A 17957-nucleotide genomic window follows, 5' to 3' on the forward strand; every position below is an offset into this window, starting at 1 on the left:
TTAAAGGAAAAGCTTTTCTATTTTCTTAATAGATTTTGGCAAACAACATACCACTACTCTATCTCCTGCCTGAATATAAAAATCTCCCAGCGGGATCATTCCTTCTTCATCTCTAATAACACCAGCAATTATAGCAGAACGAGGAAAATCTAAATCTTTGATTGAATTATCGCTTACTTCTGATGAAGGTTTAACAATAAACTCTAACAGCTCTGCATTCATATTATTAAGTTTGGTCATTGCTACAACCTCCCCTTTTCTAATAAATCTAAAAATATTATTTGCAGCCAGAAGTTTCTTATTGATCAAGGTATCTATACCAATAGAATGAGATAACTGGAAATAATCCATATTTTCTACTAATGCGATAGTTTTTCTCACTCCCTTAGACTTAGCCACCAGGCAAGACATTATATTGGTTTCAGAATTACCAGTTACAGCTATAAAAGCATCCATCCCATCTATACCTTCTTCTTGTAATAGTTCTACATTTCGGCCATCACCATTAATAATCAAAGCATTAGGCAGTTCATCTGCAAGATCAAAGGATTTCTCCCTGTCTTTCTCAATAAGTTTTACTCTAAACTTATGATCACAAAGATCGCGAGAAGTCTTATAACCAATCTTACTTCCCCCCAGAATCATAACATTTTTGATTTGCTCTTTAACTTTTCCTGTTAACTTATACAGCTCTTCTACTCCACCTTTTGAAGTTACAAAATACACTTGATCTCCTTCTTTAAAGGTAGTATCTCCTCTTGGTATTAAAGTATATTGAGTTCCTGAACGCTGAATTGCGATAGGCATAAAATGTAATTCTGGAAAAACGTCCGCTGCTTCTCTTACTGTTTTACCGACAAATAATGCTTCTTTAGACAAAGTAGTCCCCACCATCGTTAGTGCGCCATTCTCAAACTCATAACTACCATGAAATGCAGACTGACTAAGCAACAACTCTATTTCACTAGCTGCTAAGGCCTCTGGAGAAATCAGCTCATCAATACCAAATTTAATGAATCCAACTTCTTCTTTATTTTCTATAAACTCTGTATTAGAAATCCTAGCAATAGTTCGTTTAGCTCCAAGCTGTTTCGCCAATACACATATCGTAATATTGGTTGTTTCGCTAGAGGTAACACTAATTACCATATCTACATTATCTACTCTTGCTTCTTTTAAAATAGCAATTGAAGTAGAATCTCCTTTAATAACTCTAATATCCAGGTGAGTATCCGCATAATTAAGGCATTCCTTATCTGTATCTATAAGTGTAATGTCCTGGGATTCAAACGAGAGTAATTTCGCCAAATGAAATCCTACCTCACCAGCTCCGGCGATTATGATTTTCATTGGTTTTGTTTATTGTTTTCCATCTAAAGATAAAATCAAACTAAGACTAAATACTACACTTCAAAATAACTAGAAGTAAGGTCTTAGAATATAAAAGCGTACAAAGATAATGTAAATTGACTAACTGGTAAAATTTTGATGACCCCCAACTTCAATTCTAATAATTATGATTTTATTTTTCATCATTTTACAACCAAAAAATATGTCTTATAAAAACCATTATTATAGAACAAAATCACATTTTTTTGCTTAAACAACAAAACTCAGGATTAGTTCAATATCAAAAATGTATATTTGCCTAAATTTTTTTAATGTCAGAAAAAATAACTCCATATAAAGACAAAACCAGATCTAAAAAAGAGCAGGTTGCCGAGATGTTTGATACTATCTCAGAGAACTATGACGGGCTAAATCGTGTTATTTCTTTTGGCATTGATGTAAAATGGCGTAAAAAAGTAGTTCGACTGGTTAGCAAGACGAATCCTGAAAGAATTTTGGATGTTGCGACAGGAACTGGTGATCTGGCCATAAATCTATCAAAAACAGGAGCATCAGAAATCATTGGTCTTGATATCTCTACAGGAATGCTGGAGGTTGGAAGACAAAAGATTGCAATAAAAAAATTAGACACCATTATTAATATGGTACAAGGGGATAGTGAAAATCTACCTTATGATGAAAATTATTTTGATGCGATAACTGTAGCTTTTGGGGTACGAAATTTTGAAAATTTAGAAAAAGGGCTTTCAGAGATTTTTAGAGTTCTTAAACCTGGAGGTGTTTTTGTAGTTTTAGAAACCTCGATACCCACAAAAACCCCATATAAACAAGGATACAAGTTTTATTCTTCAACAATATTACCTCTTGTTGGTAAGTTGTTTTCAAAGGATAAATCTGCTTATTCTTACCTAAGTGAAAGTGCTGCAGCTTTTCCTTATGGAGAAGCCTTCAACAATATTTTGAAAAAAATCGGGTTTATAGAAGTCAAAGATAATCCCCAAACTTTTGGTGTAGCTACAATTTATACAGCCACAAAATAATAGTATCAAAACGAATAAGGGTTTTAAACCATTAAAAGGTTAATTTTAATTTAGATGAAAAGAATATTTATCTTAATAGTAGTTTTAATATGTACTCAAAATATGAGTGCGCAGTTATTTTCTAAAGAAAAGGTACAGAACCTTCAAAACTTTGATAAACCAAGGTTTAGTTATGGTTATATTCTTGGGTTTAATCTTTATGATTTTAATTTTGATTATACAACAGATGCACCAGATACTGATATTATACATAATGAATCTGTTGGTTTTAGTGTTGGTCTTTTAGGGAATCTAAGGCTAAATGATTATTTCGATCTTAGATTAGAACCTATGGTTACTTTTAACACGCGAAATTTAAGGTTTTCTAATTCTCAATTCACTTCAGATTTTGAATCTGTAAGAGAAGTGAAATCAACATATGTACATGTACCATTATTACTAAAAATATCGACCAAACGAATCAATAATATTAAACCTTTTATTGTTGGAGGTGTTTCTACCTCTATAAACTTGTCTAGTAACGAAGATAATCCCGATGATAATAGTGTAGGGCAATTTAGAATGAAAACCAATACTAATTATTACGAAATTGGTTTTGGTGTAGATTTATATTTATACTATTTCAAATTCACTCCATCTATAAGAGGTGTATTTGCTATGTCTGATGAGTTGATAAAAGATAATGACCCTAATAGTCCATATACTTCGACTATTGATAAAATGTCAACGAGAGGGATTTTTATAAATTTCACATTCCAATAACATCACTTAGTTAAGATCTTCTAAATTCACTAAGCACAATAGCCGTTGCAGTAGCAACATTAAGGCTTTCTGTTTTTTGATCTGATCCAAATTGTGGAATTGTTACCCTGTCTTTAATAAGATTCTCGATATCTTCAGAGATCCCATTTGCTTCATTACCCATTATAACAATAGCATCTTTGGGTAATTTCTCGGTATAAATAGAATTCCCATTCATAAAAGTGCCAAAAATCCTGGAATTTGGTGTTTCTAAAGTTAAATAATTCTTCAAATTCACATAACTAATGTTTACTCTTGTAATAGACCCCATTGTAGCCTGTATAACTTTTGGATTATAACAATCTACAGTTTGTAAAGAACATACCAAATCTTCTATTCCAAACCAATCACAAAGACGGATTATAGTTCCCAAATTACCAGGGTCTCTAACATCATCCAATGCCAAGATCAAACCTTTTGAGTTTGTTTTTTTTATTTCTGGAATACAAAATACTGCTAATGCAACTTGCGGAGTAGTTAAAAAGCTAATCTGTTTTAACTCCTCCTCGGTAACACGACACTCTAATGCCGCAGAAACATCAAAGATTCCAGTCTCTAAAGTAAAGAGAGAATGAAGCTTCAGATCAGCAGCAAGTAACTCCCTAATTACTTTTTTACCCTCTACAACAAACAATCCATGTTGTTTTCGGTACTTTTTTTGATATAAACTCTTTATTAATTTCTTTTGGTTTTTGCTAACCATACAAATAGTGTATTTTTGAATCAATGAATGAATACAGGTTGAAACACTTTCTGACAAAAATATTATTAATTACCTTAACTAGCATCTTTTTATTTTCGTGTAATGCGGTAAAAAGAGTTCCTGAGCACGAATATCTTTTGAAAAAAAATCAAATTTATGTCGATAGCGCTAAAACTAAGGATCCAAAACTGTACAATCAATTATATCAAAAACCAAATACCAAACTATTAGGAATCCCTATTAGACTTCATATATATAATCTAGCAAGAATAAATCAAGATTCTTTATATCAAGATTGGCTAACGAGGAAACCTAAGCGAAAAAAAAGAATCACTAAGTTCCTTTCAAAAAAACAAGTAGATAGATTGGGCGTAGGATTATCAGGTATTAATGAGTGGGTAAAAAGTACAGGAGAATCTCCTTCAATTATTGATGAATCTAAAGTAAAACGCTCTATAAAAAGACTACAAGCTTATTATTGGAATAACGGTTGGTTTAATATTGAAGCAGATTATAAGATCAATACAAAGAACGATAAAACTGCAACTGTAGATTATTATGTAAAACCACACGAACCTTATTTCATCGATTCATTAAAAACAAAAATAGAATCTAAGGTTGCTGATTCTATTTACAAATTAAATGCTCAAAAATCTATAATTATTTCAGGAAAACAATATAAGACATTAGATATTGAGACCGAAAGAGAAAGGCTTACTTCATTATATCGAAATTCTGGATTATTTCACTTCGAAAAAGAATTTATAAAATTTGATGCCGATACTGTTAACACGGATCATAAAGTAAATCTAAATCTACTTATAAAGAATCGCTCTGTAACATATGGAGATTCTACCGCTAGAATCCCTTTTAAAGTTCACAAAATAAGTAAAGTAAACATTTATACAGATTATTCTTATCAAAACCGAAATCAAAAACCTAAAGATAGCACTTCGTATAAAGGGTATAATATTTACGGTTTCGAGAAAATAAAATATACTCGTAAAGCAATTACAAATTCTGTTCTCATTACTCCAGGTGAAATTTTCAGAGATAAAGACAGAACATTTACTTATAATCAAATCAATAATTTAAGAACATTTAAATATCCTAACATACGATTTGATATTGACCCTAATGATCCGGCTGGAGAAAATCTTGTTGCCAATATCTTATTAACCCCAAGAAAAAAATACAGTACAAATATAGATTTTGATGTATCGACATCAAATATTCAAGCTTTTGGAATAGGTTTTGGGGGATCTCTTTTAATACGAAATGTTTTTGGAGGTGCCGAAATTTTAGAAATCTCGGCTCGGGGAAGTATTGGATCTTCTAGTGATGCAGTAGATGGTGGTCAAAAATTCTTTAATATATCAGAAGTAGGAGCAGATGTAAAACTATCTTTTCCTAAAATAGTTTTTCCTTTTATAAATCATAAGATTATTCCAAAACATATGTCGCCGACTACCAATCTTATTTTTGGAATGAATGTTCAGCAAAATATTGGCCTTGATAAACAAAATGCCACAGGAGTATTTAATTATCGATGGAAACCTAGCAATATCCTAACCAACCAATTTGATCTTGTCAACATACAATACGTAAGAAACTTAAATACTAGTAACTATTTTAACATCTACAACACTTCATTTAACAGATTAAATAATATTGCTACAAAAGTTTTAGAGGCAGATTCACCATTCTTTTCTCAACCAGATACTGGTACTCCAAATATAGATAATGCTGTATTACATATACCTAGTGGAGCAAATGGATTTATAGCAGAATCTTTAAGCTCTGCAGCAGATCCTGATCTAACATCAGATCAATTACAAGAGATTCGAAATATCAACGAAAGAAAGGTAAGATTAACCGAAGACAACTTAATCTTTGCCTCAAGTTATACCTACACAAAGAACAATAGAGAAAATCTTTATGATGAAAGCTACTCAAGATTTAGAGCAAAAGTCGAGTTAGCAGGTAATGTATTAAGTGCAATTTCAAATATATCGGGATTAAAAGAAAATTCTAATAAACGTTTTGAGATATTTGGTGTAGAATTTTCTCAATATGCAAAAACAGAATTGGATTACATAAAACATTGGGATTTAGGGCGAAAAAACGTGGTTGCATTTAGAGCTTTTGGAGGAATTGCACTTCCCTATGGCAATTCTAATAGTATTCCTTTTGCACGAAGTTTCTTTGGTGGTGGACCTAATGATAACAGAGCATGGTTAGTATATGATCTGGGACCAGGAAGTACTGGCGGGAGAGATGAGTTTAATGAAGCTAACATGAAAATTGCTCTAAATGCAGAATACCGATACAAGATTCTAGGATCATTACATGGAGCATTATTTGTTGATGCCGGAAACATTTGGAATGTTTTGGACAATGTAGAAGAAGAAGATGCTATCTTTTCAGAATTAGATGATGTACGGGAAATTGCTCTAGGAAGTGGTTTCGGATTTCGATATGATTTTAATTTCTTCGTTTTAAGACTTGACATAGGGTTTAAAACTTTTAACCCAGCCAATGATCAAAACAAAAGGTGGTTTAAAGGATATAACTTCTCTGAAGCAGTTTATAATTTTGGAATTAATTATCCTTTTTAGCCATTCATCATATCAGATAGTTTAATTCGAACATCAAACATTTATATATCTTATTTTTAAGAAAAATCAATAATCCATAATAATTAAAACAACCACAACTCTGCTTGTTTCAATGATTATTTTAATCCTATCTGTTTCCGTATAATTTTACTATTTTTGTAGCCTTATAAACCAAAACTAAATTATGAGTCACAACATCAAACCAGGAGTTGCCGTAGGAGACGAAGTTCAGGCAATTTTTAAATATGCAAAAGAGAAAGCTTTTGCATTACCTGCAGTTAATGTAATCGGTTCTAATTCGATTAATGCCGTTTTAGAAACTGCTGCAGAGTTAAATTCTCCTGTAATTATTCAATTCTCTAACGGAGGAGCACAGTTTAATGCTGGAAAAGGCCTCTCTAATGAAGATCAAAAGGCAGCAATTGCGGGAGCAGTTGCCGGTGCCAAACATGTACATTTAATGGCTGAAGCCTATGGAGTACCTGTAATTTTGCATACTGACCACTGTGCAAAAAAACTACTTCCTTGGATCGATGGCCTATTAGATGCCGGAGAAGAATTTTACAAAGAAACCGGAAAACCATTGTACAGTTCTCATATGATTGATTTATCTGAAGAACCAATCGAAGAAAACATCGAGATCTGTGCAGCATATTTGGCTCGTATGAGCAAAATGGGTATGACCTTAGAAATCGAACTAGGAATCACTGGCGGTGAAGAAGATGGTGTAGATAATAGCGATGTAGATGATTCTAAGCTATATACTCAACCAGAAGAAGTTGCCTACGCCTATGAAGAATTAAGTAAAGTAAGTGATAAATTTACTGTAGCAGCAGCTTTTGGTAATGTTCATGGTGTATACAAGCCTGGTAATGTAAAATTAACACCAAAAATACTTAAAAATTCTCAGGAGTTTATCTCAAAGAAATATGAAGTCGAACATAACCACATCGATTTTGTTTTTCATGGAGGAAGTGGCTCTACTGTTGAAGAAATAAGAGAAGCAATTGGATATGGAGTCATTAAAATGAATATTGACACTGATCTGCAATTTGCATTTAATGAAGGTATTCGAGATTACATGACCAATAATATTGAATATCTGAAGACGCAAATAGGTAATCCTGATGGATCAGAAGAACCTAATAAAAAGTATTACGATCCCAGAAAATGGTTACGAGAAGGAGAAATTACCTTTAAGAACCGTCTTAAAAAGGCATTCGAGGATTTAAATAATGTAAATACATTATAGAAGACTGAAAACTTAAGCTGAAACTCCTTAAATGAGTTTCAGCTTTTTTTAATTATAATAAAATTATATGGCTTGGTTTAAGAGAACACAAAAAGGTATACAAACTGCTACCGAAGACAAAAAGGATGTCCCTAAAGGACTTTGGTATAAATCTCCAACTGGAAAAATTGTAGATGCAGAGCAACTTGAAAAAAACTTCTATGTAAGTCCAGAAGATGGATACCATGTAAGAATAGGTAGTAAAGAATATTTTGAAATCCTATTTGATGACAATAAATTTAAAGAACTTGATAAAGGTGTTACCTCAAAAGACCCTCTTAAATTCGAAGACAAAAAGAAATATGTTGATCGTCTTAAAGACGCACAAGAAAAAACAAATTTAAAAGATGCTGTAAGAACAGCAGTAGGAAAATCCTTTGGTAATGATTTAGTTATTGCATGTATGGATTTTGCATTTATTGGAGGTTCTATGGGTAGTGTTGTAGGTGAAAAAATCGCAAGAGCTGCTGATTATTCATTAAAGCATAAAATTCCATTTATGATTATCTCTAAATCTGGAGGTGCTCGTATGATGGAAGCGGCATTATCGTTAATGCAGTTGGCAAAAACATCTGCTAAGTTAGCTCAATTAGCCGATGCAGGAATACCATATATATCCTTATGTACAGATCCAACAACAGGAGGTACAACAGCTTCTTTTGCCATGTTGGGTGATATTAATATTGCAGAGCCAGGAGCATTAATTGGGTTTGCTGGCCCGCGTATTGTTAGAGATACCACAGGAAAAGAATTACCTGAAGGTTTTCAAACCGCCGAATTCTTAAAAGAACACGGGTTTCTTGATTTTATAACTCCAAGACACGAACTAAAACAAAAGATAAACTTATATCTAAGTTTAATTCTAAATCGCCCTTTAGCAAATTAAGATATAATACATCTAGTTATATATAAAAAGGCCCGACTTAAAGTCGGGCCTTTTTATATAATCACACCAAAGACCTGTAGATCATCAGGTTATAATCGAATCTCACGTTCTTCTCCATTATCATTAGTAAATACTGCTAAATTATCGCACTCTTCGTTACCATAATCTAACGAACCACTATAATTTGTTCTTACTAACTCAACAACACCACTCACCAAAAATCTACAGCTCGCCTCTCGTCGTAATGGTGTTATAATTGTGGTACTATGTGTGCTTCCATTTTTGAAATTAGTTTCCCAGGCGCCTGTAATTAAGAAAACATTATCTCCCCAATTACCATTAAAAGAACCTTCGATCCATTCACGAACCTTTGACCCCGTTCTGGATGCCTGCGTACCATCAGCAAAGGTAACCGTTAAATCAAGATTCATTGTATATTGAGGATTACCATTATCATTAGCTTTTTGCCTGGTTATGGTTTTAGACCCAACAAATTGAACATCATCAACAAAAAAGTCCTCGAGAGTATAGTTAATAATCTTTGTCATTACTTCGGTATCTACCACGTATGACATATTCACCTTTCCTTTTACAATATGCCCTCCTCTAACTTCACATCCTTCAGCACCAAAATCTACAGTCACTTCTTTAGAAGTATTTGTAATCTCAATGGTTATAGTTGCACAGTCTGGCAAAAAAGGATGTATTGGGCTTTTTACAGCGCTTTCCTCATACTCATACACTTGTAAAAATGTATCACTTATTACCTCGGTCGTATTATCTACCTTGGTATTAAGTTCTGTTTCTTCGGTAATAAAAGATGTTACCAATTGATCTTCAGTATCTTCTTCATTACATCCTACTAAAATCAAAAAAAATAATGCGATTAAACTAAATTTAAATAAGTTACTTTTCATAATATTTAATTTTAACGTTACGATACTAAGACCATATATTATGCAAAACGTTTAATTGCATTATGTTTTTTCATATAAAATGCATTTCTAATCCAAAAAATATTATATTTGCACGCTAATAGCAAAGAGCTATTTATACATAAAAATCATTTAAATAATATTGGAATGTATTTAACGAAAGAAGTTAAAGAAGAAATCTTCGCAAAGCACGGTAAAGGAAAGAATGACAGTGGTTCTGCAGAAGGTCAAATTGCATTGTTTACACACAGAATTACTCATCTTACTGAGCACTTAAAAAAGAATCGTAAAGATTTTAATACAGAGCGTTCTTTGGTAAAGCTGGTAGGAAAACGTAGAGATCTGTTAGACTACCTTATTAAAAAGGATATCATGAGATACCGTGCAATTGTAAAAGAATTAGGATTAAGAAAGTAATAAAAAAGAGGCTGCATGCCTCTTTTTTTATATTAAATAATTAAAAAACATTTGTACTTCACTAGAGTACGGATGCATGCCTTAGTTTTTCATTGGTCGCGCAATTACTACAACAACACAACCTTGTCCGTCCGAGTAAGACGGAAACCAATGTTTAATTAAACATATCAGGATTTATCTGTATGATAAAACTGATACGTTAGAATCAAAAAAATTATGATTCCAAAAGTTTATAAAGAGGTCATTGACCTTGGTGACGGTAGAGAAATTTCTATCGAAACCGGAAAATTAGCAAAACAGGCCCATGGTTCTGTTGTTGTACAATCTGGCAAGTGTATGTTATTATGTACAGTTGTTTCAAATTACAAACAAAGTGATGTCGATTTTCTACCATTAACAGTAGATTATAGAGAGAAATTCGCAGCATCTGGTCGTTACCCTGGTGGTTTTTTCAAAAGAGAAGCAAGACCAAGTGATGGTGAAGTACTAACAATGAGGTTAGTAGATCGTGTATTACGACCACTATTCCCAAAAGATTATCACGCAGAAACTCAGGTGATGATCCAGTTAATGTCTCATGATGACGATGTTATGCCTGATGCAATGGCTGGACTAGCAGCATCTGCAGCAATACAATTATCTGATTTCCCTTTTGAATGTGCCATTTCAGAAGCACGTGTAGGACGTGTAAATGGTGAATTTATCATTAACCCAACAAGAGCGCAGTTAGAAGAATCAGATATCGATATGATGATTGGTGCTTCTGCAGATTCTGTAATGATGGTTGAGGGAGAGATGAAAGAGATTAGCGAAGAAGAAATGGTAGAAGCTATCAAATTCGCTCATGATCATATAAAAATACAATGTGCCGCTCAGCTTAAATTAGCCGAAGCCTTTGGAAAAAAAGATGTTAGAGAGTACGATCCGGAAAGAGAAGATGAAGACTTGGCTAAGAAAATTCATGAAATGGCGTATGATAAAGTATATGCTGTTGCAAAAGCAGGATCTTCTAAAAAAGAACGTGGTTTAGCTTTTTCTGAAATAAAAGAAGAAATAAAAGCTACGTATTCTGAAGAAGAACTTGAAGATTTTGGAGATCTCGTATCTAAATATTATTCTAAAGCAGAAAAAGCTGCTATTCGTGATCTTACTTTAAACGAAGGATTACGTCTAGACGGTCGTAAAACTGATGAGATCAGACCAATCTGGTGTGAAGTTGATTATTTACCATCAACTCATGGATCTTCTATATTTACACGAGGAGAAACTCAAGCACTAGCAACAGTGACTTTGGGAACTTCTAGAGAGGCAAATCAAATTGATATGCCATCTTATGAAGGAGAAGAAACATTCTACCTTCACTACAACTTCCCTCCTTTCTGTACCGGTGAAGCAAGGCCTATACGAGGAACTTCTCGTAGAGAAGTTGGTCACGGTAACTTGGCACAACGTGCCTTAAAAGGAATGATTCCTGCTGATTGCCCATATACTGTGCGTATAGTATCAGAAGTATTAGAATCTAATGGTTCTTCTTCTATGGCAACTGTATGTTCTGGAACTATGGCATTGATGGACGCCGGAGTACAAATGGTAAAACCAGTTTCTGGTATTGCTATGGGATTAATTTCTGATGGTGAAACAGGAAAATATGCAGTTTTATCTGATATTTTAGGTGATGAAGATCACTTAGGAGATATGGACTTTAAAGTAACTGGTACTGCTGATGGTATTACGGCTTGCCAAATGGATATTAAAGTAAAAGGTCTTTCTTATGAAATTTTGGTAAACGCATTAAAGCAAGCTGCTGATGGTCGTATACATATTCTAGGAAAATTAACAGATACTATTGCATCGCCAAATGCAGATGTGAAATCACATGCTCCAAAAATGGTAACTAAAACAATTCCTGGAGACTTTATTGGTGCTTTAATTGGTCCAGGAGGTAAAGTAATTCAAGAATTACAAAAAACTACAGGTACAACTATAGTAATTAATGAAGATCCTGTTACAGAAGAAGGAAATGTAGAAATTCTTGGTACAAATCAAGAAGGAATTGATGCAGTATTAGCAAAAATCGATTCTATTACTTTTAAACCTGCTGTTGGTAGCGTATATGAAGTGAAAGTAATCAAAATGTTAGATTTTGGTGCTGTAGTAGAATATATGGAAGCTCCGGGTAACGAAGTTTTACTTCACGTTTCAGAATTAGCATGGGAACGCACAGAGAATGTTAGCGATGTTGTAAACATGGGTGATATCTTTGACGTAAAATATTTCGGAATTGATTCTAGAACTCGTAAAGAAAAAGTGTCTAGAAAAGCATTATTACCTAGACCTCCAAGACCAGAAGGTGATAAGCCAAGAGGAGATCGAAAACCTCATAGAGATAAAAAAGAAAATTAATTTTTCTATACTATTTAACAAAACGCCTTCAAGATTCTTGAAGGCGTTTTTTATTTCACTACACACAATCTACATTCCAAACACATCCCCTCCTTATAAATTTTACCAAGTATTGATTTGGATAAATAAGTTAATGTTACGCAACCATTTAGAGGCTATCAGTCTATAAGACAAAGACTTTAAATAATGCAACTATGACAACGTTTAAAACCCTACTGCTTAGCACTCTACTAATTTCAATGGTTTCCTGCCATAATGAATCCTTCGATCTATTTCCTGATAACATCCAAAAAATAGAAACAGATTCAGAATTATTTAATTCGTTAAAAAGTATTTCAGAAAATAAAAATGAAGATAATAAGCCCGTCTGTATCACTTTCGTTTATCCTTTTAATGTATATCTTTTTGATGAAGATTCTGAAATTGTAGATAGTAGAATAGTCTATGATAATATAGATTTTGTGGGTCTTCTGGAAGACTCAGAAGGAACTAATAGCGCAATAGGCCTAAGTTACCCTATAACTACCATTCTAGAAGATGGCAGTTCGTTTAGCATCCAGGACAATGCCGAATTAAAAAAAACCATAGAAGCTTGTATCGAATCAGAGATTATTATCTATTGTAATAGAATATTAGAAAAAAATTGCATTTGGAAAATTACTTCTTCAACCAATAATCAAAACTACAATGATGCATTACTAGATTTTTATGACGATGGAACTGGTATTTTTTATGATAATGGTAATGCATACAGAACCTCGTGGATATCCTTTTTCCTTGAAGGTAAATTACATATTAATATTCATCTTGAAGGAAATTCTGAAACAGCTAAAGATTGGAATTTTGATTGGAAAGCCGTGATAATAGATGATGAAACTGTAGAAGTATCAAATGAAACCGATAAATATATCATCAAAAGACAATGCAATATTAAAAATTCATGCGATTATGTAGAATTTAAGGAATGTGAATTGAAAAATTTTGAAGATACCGCCAATTTTATTTTTAATGATTACAAAGACTGTATTCTTTCTTTTCAGGAAAATATAGATACTTCTCTATTAACATTATCATTTTACCAAACCTATGAGCATGCAGAACAAGAAACAAATATATTAGACTCATCTGTTTATCAAAACACAACTAATCCTCAATTAGTTTTCGTTAACATCAAAAATACAGATACCAACGAATCTAAAATAATTAGAATAGTTTTATTTGCTGAAGCCTGCGATAATAATGACGAGAGCTAATTGTTATTTTTAGCAATCTTTCCTGAAAACAAGGAAAGATTGCTTTTTTTTAATCTTTTACGCAACCATTTAAAACAATTCAGTCTAAAAAGTAAACTAGTGATAATTTATGTGGTATTTTAAGTACCACATAGTGAAAATTAAAGGTGAAAATTGAGTTCTTTTTTGTTTATTAAAAATATTTAAGATTTCGATACATAGTCTTTGCTAAGCTTAAAACCAATTGGACACAAGAAAGCTAATTAGGAAGTGCCAAAAAAACAACAGGAAAGCACAAAGTGAATTGTTTCACCTTTATAGGGATATACTATTTGCTTTGAGTCTTAAGTATTGCAAAAATTATGATGAAGCAGAAGATAATTTACAAGACTCCTTTATTACAATTTTTAAAAAGATAAATCAATATAATTTTAAAGGCTCTTTTGAAGGTTGGATGAAAAGGATAACGATTAATAAAGCTATCGATAAATATAAAAAAACATCTTTTACTGATATAAATATAAATGAAGAGAAAATCGCAGATACCAAAATTGATTCTGAAACATTAAACCTTTCATTAGATGAATTACTAAAACACATACAGGAATTACCTGACAGATATAGATTGGTTTTTAACTTATATGAACTAGATGAGTATTCTCATAAAGAAATAGCTAAAATGTTACATATTTCTGAAGGAACCTCAAAATCAAACCTACATAGAGCAAAAGTTATACTGAAAACCAAAATAACATCCAGTAACAATTATTTAAAAAAAATTGCAGTAAGTAATGGCTGACCCAAAAGACATAGGAAAAGCTTTTAAAGAAAAACTTAAAGGCTTTAATCAATCACCTAGTAATTTATCCTGGGAAGATATCGAACCTAAATTACCCAAAAAAGAAGATAACACACTTTTTTATTGGGCAAAAGTAACAGGTGTACTTATATTTCTTTTGCTATTAATACTTTTTGCTGCTAATACATATAACTATAATAGTATCACAGAAAACTCAATTAATACTAAAACAAAAAAACCAGTAACCCCAGAAAATTGTGAAGAAATAGATCTAAAAAATAACAAACTACAAATATTAGACAATGAAGTTATAACAACAGTATCTATGTCACCCAAATCAAAACCTGACATCAACGACCTGTATACAAGTACGGTAGAAAACAAATGGTCTTTACTATATAGTGAAACTAATAATGGTATTGGTTTATCATCAAATAAAAATGTTTCGAATTCTAGCCTTTTAATAACGACAAATAAAATGCCTCTTCCTACTCACAAAACTAATCAACAGGCATCCAGCACAAAAAAAGGTACCAATAGAGGTATCGAAGAAATAAAAAATAAGAAAAACACTTCTATTTCTAGTACAAAAACTAATCCTATAAATGGAGGAACCTCAATATCTTCAACTGTAACTACAAGCCAAATAGAAAATAAAGCAGATAAAGCTTTAAATAACAATCGCAACAGAGCATCTAAAAATGAAAAGCATAAACAACGTAAAGATGATTCTCTAAAAACTTTAATAGCATCCAAAAAGAATACGACTATCACTAACCGTAAGAATAAGGATACATTAGTTTATATGAATCCTATAAAGAAAAAACCATTTCAAAAATTTAGCATAGGAGCGCAGGTCATCCCAACATATACTATCGCACCCAACGGATCTTTGATAAGCAACCACCTGGCAAAAAACACAAATCGTGGTAGAATAAGCTTGAGCTATGGTGTTCTCTTTAAATCATATTACACAAACAAAATAGCATTAAGAGTTGGATATAATCGATTAAAGTTAAGCAACAAAATAAAAAACATCCAAACCGATCAACTACCCATTATACTTAATGATTTGGGAATAATCTTACCCATTAATGATATTATAGGAAATTCTGAAAAAGTAAATGTAATACAAAAGACAATTTACAACGAAATTTCATTTGGGTTACAATATCAAATCTTAGACAATCAGATTAGCACTTCACTAATAGGAGAATTAAGTTTTCTGTTTCTAGATGAAAATAATATTGCCATAAATACTGCTTCTAACAATTTTAAGTTAGGAAGCAATACTAATATTTTGAAAACAAATTTCAGTATTAACATTGGAACAAATCTTAGATATAAGCTATCAAAAAAAGTGTTTTTGAATGTTGAGCCTTTACTTAAGTATCAATTAAAAAATGCTAGTCAAAATTCTGAAAGTTATCGACCTTTATACTTTACAATTCAAACAGGAGTTTCTTATGAGTTCTAAATAATGTTCTGTACAGCATGGTTTTTTACATTCTTTATAAAATCCATTATTTTTTAAATCTTTTTTGAAAAAAAATATTTTTTTTCAAAAAACAACCAAACTCCCTTATATTCACACTTGGCAAGGTACAACAAACTATTTAAAAGAATATTTTCTATAAAAAAACAATCTTTTTGTAACATTTCTATAACATATTACGTATAATAAGTAAAAGGCCCTAAATATTCACAAAATTAAATTTCAAGGAGAACTATAGATGAGACAACTTAAAATTACGAAGCAGGTAACGAATCGTGAGACTGCATCGCTAGATAAGTATTTGCAAGAAATAGGAAAAGTAGACCTTATTACTGCAGATGAAGAGGTGGAATTAGCTCAGCGTATAAAAGCTGGTGATGAAAGAGCTCTTGAAAAACTAACAAAGGCTAACCTTAGATTCGTAGTATCGGTTGCAAAACAATATCAAAATCAAGGTCTTACCCTTCCAGATTTAATTAACGAAGGTAACCTTGGACTAATTAAAGCTGCAAAACGTTTTGATGAAACTCGTGGATTTAAATTTATATCCTATGCCGTATGGTGGATTCGTCAATCTATTCTACAAGCTTTAGCAGAACAATCTCGTATTGTTCGTTTACCATTAAATAAAATTGGTTCGATCAATAAGATCAATAAAACATATGCATTCTTAGAGCAATCACATGAGCGCCCACCAAGTGCTGAAGAAATTGCAAAAGAATTAGACATGACCATCAATGATGTTAAAGAATCAATGAAGAACTCTGGACGCCATGTAAGTATGGATGCTCCACTTGTTGAAGGAGAAGATTCTAACCTTTATGATGTATTAAACTCTGGAGAATCACCAAACCCTGATAGAACACTATTGCATGAGTCTCTTCGTACAGAAATAGAACGTGCTCTAGAAACACTTACTCCTAGAGAAGCAGATGTAATACGATTATATTTTGGTCTTGGAGATCAACATCCAATGACTCTTGAAGAAATTGGAGAAACTTTTGATCTTACACGTGAACGTGTGCGTCAAATCAAAGAAAAAGCAATTCGACGATTAAAACATACATCTAGAAGTAAAATATTAAAGACTTATTTAGGATAAATTCCTAAATTGCGGTTACAAACAGTTTTATAACATAACTGTTCGTTTTTTGATTGATGAATGACCTCCGGCTGATTACCGGAGGTTTTTTCTTACGGTAATCCGTAAAAATCTTACGGTAACCCGTAAAAAATTCATTTTTAGATCTAAAAATGAAGAATTTTCCCAACAGAACCCCCAATATTTTGGCAAAAGTATCTCAAAATTTGTATCTTTAAGTAGCTACCCCCCCTTCTTAATATATTGTTCATTATGAGATATATAATAAGTTATGTTAGCACGGTAAATCCAAACATATCACATTCTGATATGACAGAGCTTATGGATTATGTTAGACTTAATAATAATGCAATTGGCCTTATGGGAATATTAATATATTCTGAAGGAAATTTTTTTCAAATTCTCGAAGGTGAAGAACAAGTCGTTAAAATGATGTTCGAAAAAATAAGAAAAGATTATCGACACCATAATATTATTAAAATGCTGGATAAAGAAATAATGGGTTCTTCTTTTTCAGAATCTCGTTCTTCTTTCACTGTAATATCTGATCATTACAATCAAAGTGAATTACATCAATTCTTAAAAAAAGAACAAGAAAATAACCCCGAACATTATAAAAGTATTTCTTACCTAGCTCAAAAATTCATGAAATTCAACTAATTAAGAGTATCATAGATTTTAAAAACAAAACACTCTCCAATATAAAACTTAGACTATTTATTTTTTTGAATTTACTAGAACAGAAGAATCAGATTTTTTTTACTCTAATAAATAGGAAAAACTCATCTTCGGTTTGACTGGCTATCAAGCATAGCAGGGTTACCATTTTTTCTTATTCTGAAACAAGGTTGAAAAAAGAGCATTTTATTATAGTAAATTCAAAGG

At 32.1% G+C, this 17957-nt stretch carries 15 protein-coding genes; 12 read left to right on the forward strand and 3 right to left on the reverse strand.

Going from position 1 to position 17957, the window contains the following annotated elements; all coding sequences use genetic code 11:
• Entirely contained in the window at window positions 1–1350 is a 1350-nt protein-coding gene (gene trkA, locus DG435_RS20790) for a Trk system potassium transporter TrkA (protein WP_106793149.1), read from the reverse strand.
• 311 nt (window positions 1351–1661) lie between these two features.
• Here trkA and ubiE point away from each other — a divergent pair, with 311 nt between their 5' ends.
• Together ubiE and DG435_RS20800 are read left to right on the forward strand one after the other, a co-directional pair.
• Window positions 1662–2390 (forward strand): bifunctional demethylmenaquinone methyltransferase/2-methoxy-6-polyprenyl-1,4-benzoquinol methylase UbiE, encoded by a 729-nt coding sequence (gene ubiE, locus DG435_RS20795; RefSeq protein WP_106793150.1) that lies wholly within the window; start codon window positions 1662–1664, stop codon window positions 2388–2390.
• Between the two features lie 54 nt (window positions 2391–2444).
• A complete protein-coding gene (locus DG435_RS20800) occupies window positions 2445–3152 on the forward strand; it encodes a porin family protein (RefSeq protein WP_106793151.1) in 708 nt (235 codons plus the stop codon).
• A 10-nt stretch (window positions 3153–3162) separates the two neighbouring features.
• On the opposite strand, the gene DG435_RS20805 is transcribed toward DG435_RS20800, so the two are convergent.
• Window positions 3163–3894 (reverse strand): RNA methyltransferase, encoded by a 732-nt coding sequence (locus DG435_RS20805; RefSeq protein ID WP_106793152.1) that lies wholly within the window; start codon window positions 3892–3894, stop codon window positions 3163–3165.
• 137 nt (window positions 3895–4031) lie between these two features.
• Here DG435_RS20805 and DG435_RS20810 point away from each other — a divergent pair, with 137 nt between their 5' ends.
• From DG435_RS20810 to accD, 3 genes are all read left to right on the forward strand, one after another.
• Window positions 4032–6512, forward strand: coding sequence for a BamA/TamA family outer membrane protein (locus DG435_RS20810; protein ID WP_369872324.1), 2481 nt, complete (start codon window positions 4032–4034; stop codon window positions 6510–6512).
• Between the two features lie 184 nt (window positions 6513–6696).
• A complete protein-coding gene (fbaA, locus tag DG435_RS20815; RefSeq protein ID WP_106793153.1) occupies window positions 6697–7764 on the forward strand; it encodes a class II fructose-bisphosphate aldolase in 1068 nt (355 codons plus the stop codon).
• Window positions 7765–7831: 67 nt separating this feature from the next.
• The gene (accD, locus tag DG435_RS20820; RefSeq protein WP_024772561.1) at window positions 7832–8689 is read left to right on the forward strand and encodes an acetyl-CoA carboxylase, carboxyltransferase subunit beta; all 858 of its coding nucleotides are present in this window, start codon (window positions 7832–7834) and stop codon (window positions 8687–8689) included.
• Between the two features lie 89 nt (window positions 8690–8778).
• On the opposite strand, the gene DG435_RS20825 is transcribed toward accD, so the two are convergent.
• On the reverse strand, window positions 8779–9606 hold the full coding sequence (locus DG435_RS20825) for a hypothetical protein (protein ID WP_106793154.1): 828 nt from the start codon (window positions 9604–9606) through the stop codon (window positions 8779–8781).
• Window positions 9607–9771: 165 nt separating this feature from the next.
• Between DG435_RS20825 and rpsO the strand changes: the two genes are divergently transcribed.
• The 7 genes from rpsO to DG435_RS20860 all read left to right on the forward strand — a co-directional run bounded on the left by rpsO (window position 9772) and on the right by DG435_RS20860 (window position 17732).
• The gene (gene rpsO, locus DG435_RS20830; protein ID WP_024772559.1) at window positions 9772–10041 is read left to right on the forward strand and encodes a 30S ribosomal protein S15; all 270 of its coding nucleotides are present in this window, start codon (window positions 9772–9774) and stop codon (window positions 10039–10041) included.
• 216 nt (window positions 10042–10257) lie between these two features.
• On the forward strand, window positions 10258–12444 hold the full coding sequence (locus DG435_RS20835; RefSeq protein WP_234387122.1) for a polyribonucleotide nucleotidyltransferase: 2187 nt from the start codon (window positions 10258–10260) through the stop codon (window positions 12442–12444).
• Window positions 12445–12638: 194 nt separating this feature from the next.
• Window positions 12639–13697 carry a hypothetical protein gene (locus DG435_RS20840; RefSeq protein WP_106793155.1) on the forward strand — a complete coding sequence of 353 codons (1059 nt, stop codon included), beginning with the start codon at window positions 12639–12641 and terminating at the stop codon, window positions 13695–13697.
• Window positions 13698–13920: 223 nt separating this feature from the next.
• Entirely contained in the window at window positions 13921–14475 is a 555-nt protein-coding gene (locus DG435_RS20845) for an RNA polymerase sigma factor (protein ID WP_106793156.1), read from the forward strand.
• Window positions 14468–15952 (forward strand): hypothetical protein, encoded by a 1485-nt coding sequence (locus tag DG435_RS20850; RefSeq protein ID WP_106793157.1) that lies wholly within the window; start codon window positions 14468–14470, stop codon window positions 15950–15952. The genes DG435_RS20845 and DG435_RS20850 overlap by 8 nt, the downstream gene beginning before the upstream one ends.
• Window positions 15953–16208: 256 nt before the next feature.
• Window positions 16209–17072, forward strand: coding sequence for an RNA polymerase sigma factor RpoD/SigA (locus DG435_RS20855; protein ID WP_024772554.1), 864 nt, complete (start codon window positions 16209–16211; stop codon window positions 17070–17072).
• A 252-nt stretch (window positions 17073–17324) separates the two neighbouring features.
• Window positions 17325–17732 (forward strand): BLUF domain-containing protein, encoded by a 408-nt coding sequence (locus tag DG435_RS20860; protein WP_106793158.1) that lies wholly within the window; start codon window positions 17325–17327, stop codon window positions 17730–17732.
• Window positions 17733–17957 lie beyond the last annotated feature (225 nt).

It is taken from the genome of Aquimarina sp. Aq78, from assembly GCF_900299525.1.
GTDB lineage: Bacteria > Bacteroidota > Bacteroidia > Flavobacteriales > Flavobacteriaceae > Aquimarina.